General features: G+C 73.6%; 2 protein-coding genes. Both read right to left on the reverse strand.

The window, feature by feature from the left end:
- On the reverse strand, positions 1 to 3,388 hold a 3,388-nt coding region (locus tag JM949_RS34555; RefSeq protein ID WP_456320244.1), incomplete at its 3' end, for a type I polyketide synthase.
- Positions 3,389 to 3,500: 112 nt separating this feature from the next.
- A complete protein-coding gene (locus tag JM949_RS40225; protein ID WP_456320245.1) occupies positions 3,501 to 3,587 on the reverse strand; it encodes a hypothetical protein in 87 nt (28 codons plus the stop codon).
- Between the last annotated feature and the right edge of the window lie 47 nt (positions 3,588 to 3,634).

Genomic DNA, 3,634 nt, shown 5'->3' on the forward strand with positions numbered 1-3,634 from the left:
GGTGCGCGCCGAGCGCGCCGGTGCCGCCGGTGACGAGCACCGTGCCGCGCGGGGTCCAACCGCGTCGGGGGGCGGGCGGCGGGGCAGCGCGCAGCCGGCGGACGTACGTGCCGGTGCGGCGCATCGCGACCTGGTCCTCGGGACCGCCCAGAACGGCGATGAGAGCCGACGGGTCGACATCCTCGGTGATGTCGACGAGGCCGCCCCATCGCCCTTCCAGGGCCGCCGCCCGACCGAGCCCCCAGAGTCGGGCCCGGTCCGGGTCGGTGAGCGCGTCGTCCGGCCCGATCGACACGGCGCCCCGGGTGACGCACCACAGCGGCGCCGCGCCGAGCAGGCCGATCGTCTCCTGGACCCCGGTGTGCAGGGAGAGCACGCCGGTGAGTGGGGTACCGGCGGGGGCGTCGCGGACGGCCTCCGCGCCGGCCGCCCGGATCGCGGCGACGATGGCGTCGGCGAGGCCGTGGCCGTCGTCGCCGGCCACCAGCCAGGTGCCGGTCAGCGCCGTCGGTGGCCCGGTCAGCGGCTCCCAGCGTTCCTGGTAGCGCCAGCCGGCCACGGCGGAGCGTTCCCGCCAGGTGGCGAGGGAGGGCAAGAGTCGCTGCCAGGCGTCCCGGTCGGCCCCGGCGGCCAGGGCGTCGATGTCGCCGGCCGCCACGGCGGCCCAGAACGCGGTGTCGGAGGTGGCGCGGGGTGGCGCGTCCAGCCAGTAGCGGCGGCGTTGGAACGGGTACGTGGGCAGGATTACCCGTTGTGGGTCTCGGCCGGCGAACACGGCTTGCCAGTCGACGTGCGCGCCGCGTGCCCAGGCGCGGGCGAGCGAGTCCAGGAACCGTTGCGCCCCGCCGTCATCGCGGCGCAGGGTGCCGAGTTCCCGGGCCAGGATCGGATGTGGGCTGATCTCGACCAGGGTGTCCAGTCCGGCGGTCGCGTCGGCGTAGCGCACCGTCTCCCGCAGGTTGCGGAACCAGTACTCGGCGTCGAGGCCGATCGTGTCCAGCAGCCCGCCCGTGACGGTGGAGTGGAACGGCACGTCTGCCGAGCGCGGTTCGATGTCCTTCAGCGCGGTGAGGATCTCGTCGCGGACCTCGTCGACGTGCGGTGAGTGCGACGCGTAGTCCACGGCGACCCGCCGGGCCCGCGGCTCGGCCGCGAGGAACCGCTGCACCGCGTCCGCGTCACCGGAGAGGATCGTCGAGTCGGGGCCGTTGAGCGCCGCCACCGACAACTCCCCCGGGTCGACGTCGGCGAACGGCACCGACACCATGCCGCCCCGACCCGCTATGGCCCGCAACGCCCGACTGCGCAACGCCACGATCCGCGCCGCGTCATCCAACGACAACGCCCCCGCGACATACGCCGCCGCGATCTCACCCTGCGAATGGCCGACGACGGCCGACGGTTGCACCCCGTAGGACCGCCACAACGCGGCCAGCGACACCATCACCGCGAACAACGCCGGCTGCACCACATCCACCCGGTCCAACGGGCCCGCCAACTCCTCGCGCAGGGACCAGCCGGTGTGCGGTCGCAACGCGTCCTCGCACGCCTGCATCTGCTCGGCGAGCACCGGCGAGGAGTCCCACAGCTCCAGACCCATCCCGGTCCACTGCGAACCCTGACCGGGGAAGACAAAGGTGACCCGACCGTCACCGGCCTGGACCGGCAGGTCCTCCCCCAGCACCGACCGCCACGGCAACGCGGCCCGGCCCACCGCCAACGTGAATGCCGCGTCCACCGGTCGCGGCCCCGACTCGGCGGCAGACGCCGACCGCAGCCCCGACAGCGCCCGAACCTGATCGGTCAACGCCTCCCGCGACGCCGCCGACACCACCCAGGGGACCTCCGGATCGGCCGGCGACGACGCGACCGCCTCCGCAGGCGATGGTGCGGCGGGAGCCGCCGCCACTTCGGGCAGCGACGACGCGGACCCACTGGCCGGCGTCGTCCCAGCGGGCAGCGCGGCGGTCGCAGCGACGGGCGCGGCTTCCACGATCACGTGCGCGTTCGTCCCGCTCATCCCGAACGCCGACACACCCGCCCGCCTGGCGCCAGCAATCCACGGCACCTCATCGGTCAACAACCGCACCGCGCCCGCCGACCAGTCCACCGCCGACGACGGCCGATCCACATGCAACGACCGCGGCAACACCCCGTGCTGCATGGCGAGGACCACCTTCATCACCCCAGCCACACCCGCCGCCGCCTGCGTGTGACCGAGGTTCGACTTCACCGACCCCAACCACAACGGCCGATCCCGACCCCGCCCATACGCGGCGATCACCGCCTGCGCCTCGATCGGATCACCGAGCCGGGTCCCCGTGCCGTGCGCCTCCACCACGTCGATGTCCGCTGGCGCGAGGCGGGCGTCGGCCAACGCCGCCGCGATCACCCGCTCCTGCGCCGGACCACTCGGCGCCGTCAACCCATTCGACGCACCATCGGAATTCACCGCCGAACCCCGCACCACCGCCAACACCGGATGACCATGACGACGCGCATCCGAAAGCCGCTCCAGAACCAGCCAACCCACACCCTCCGACCAGCCGGTGCCGTCAGCCGCCTCGGCGAAGGGCTTGCACCGCCCATCCGGGGCCAGGCCCCGCTGCCGGCTGAACTCGACGAAGAGGCTGGGCATGGACATCACGGTGACGCCGCCGGCCAGCGCCAGGTCGCACTCCCCCTGCCGCAGCGCCCGACTCGCCAGGTGGACCGCCACCAGCGACGACGAACACGCCGTGTCGACGGTGACCGCCGGCCCCTCCAGGCCCAGCACGTACGACACCCGCCCGGTCGCCACACCTCCGGCGCTGCCACTGCTCAGGTAACCCTCGTACTCCTCGGGGATCTCGTGCAGGCGGGCGGCGTAGTCGTGATGCATCATCCCGGCGAACACGCCGGTCTGGCTGCCGCGCAGCGACCTCGGGTCGATTCCGGCCCGCTCGAGGGCCTCCCACGACGTCTCCAGCAGCAACCGCTGCTGGGGATCCATCGCCGTCGCCTCCCGAGGGCTGATCCCGAAGAACCCCGCGTCGAAATCGGCGGCACCCGCCAGGAACCCGCCGTGGCGCACCTGACTGCGATCGATGGCGTCCTGGTCCCACCCTCGGTCGGTGGGGAACGGGCCGAGCACCTCCGCACCCTCGGCCAGCAGCCGCCACAGCTCCTCCGGCGAGGCGACCCCGCCCGGGTAGCGGCAGGACATGGCGACGATCGCGATCGGGTCGGCGCTGGACTGCTGCGTCGGCACGGCGCGGACGGGTTCCGGCGCGCCGGTCAGGCGGGACCGGACGTGGGCGGCGAGCGCGGCCGGGCTCGGGTGGTCGAAGACGGCGGTGACCGGCAGGCGTACGCCGGTCGCGGTGGCCAGCCGATTGCGCAACTCCACCGCCGTCAACGAGTCGAAGCCCAGTTCCTTGAACGCCCGGTCGGCGTCGACGGGGGTGTCCCGCCGCAGAACCGTGGCGACGTGCCGGCGGATCAGGTCCAGCAGGAGGCGATCACCGTCCTCGGCGGGCAGCCGGGCGAGCCGGTCGGCGTACGCCGGTCGCGGTGGCCAGCCGATTGCGCAACTCCACCGCCGTCAACGAGTCGAAGCCCAGTTCCTTGAACGCCCGGTCGGCGTCGACGGGGG

It is taken from the genome of Micromonospora tarensis (genome assembly GCF_016803395.1).
GTDB lineage: Bacteria > Actinomycetota > Actinomycetes > Mycobacteriales > Micromonosporaceae > Micromonospora > Micromonospora tarensis.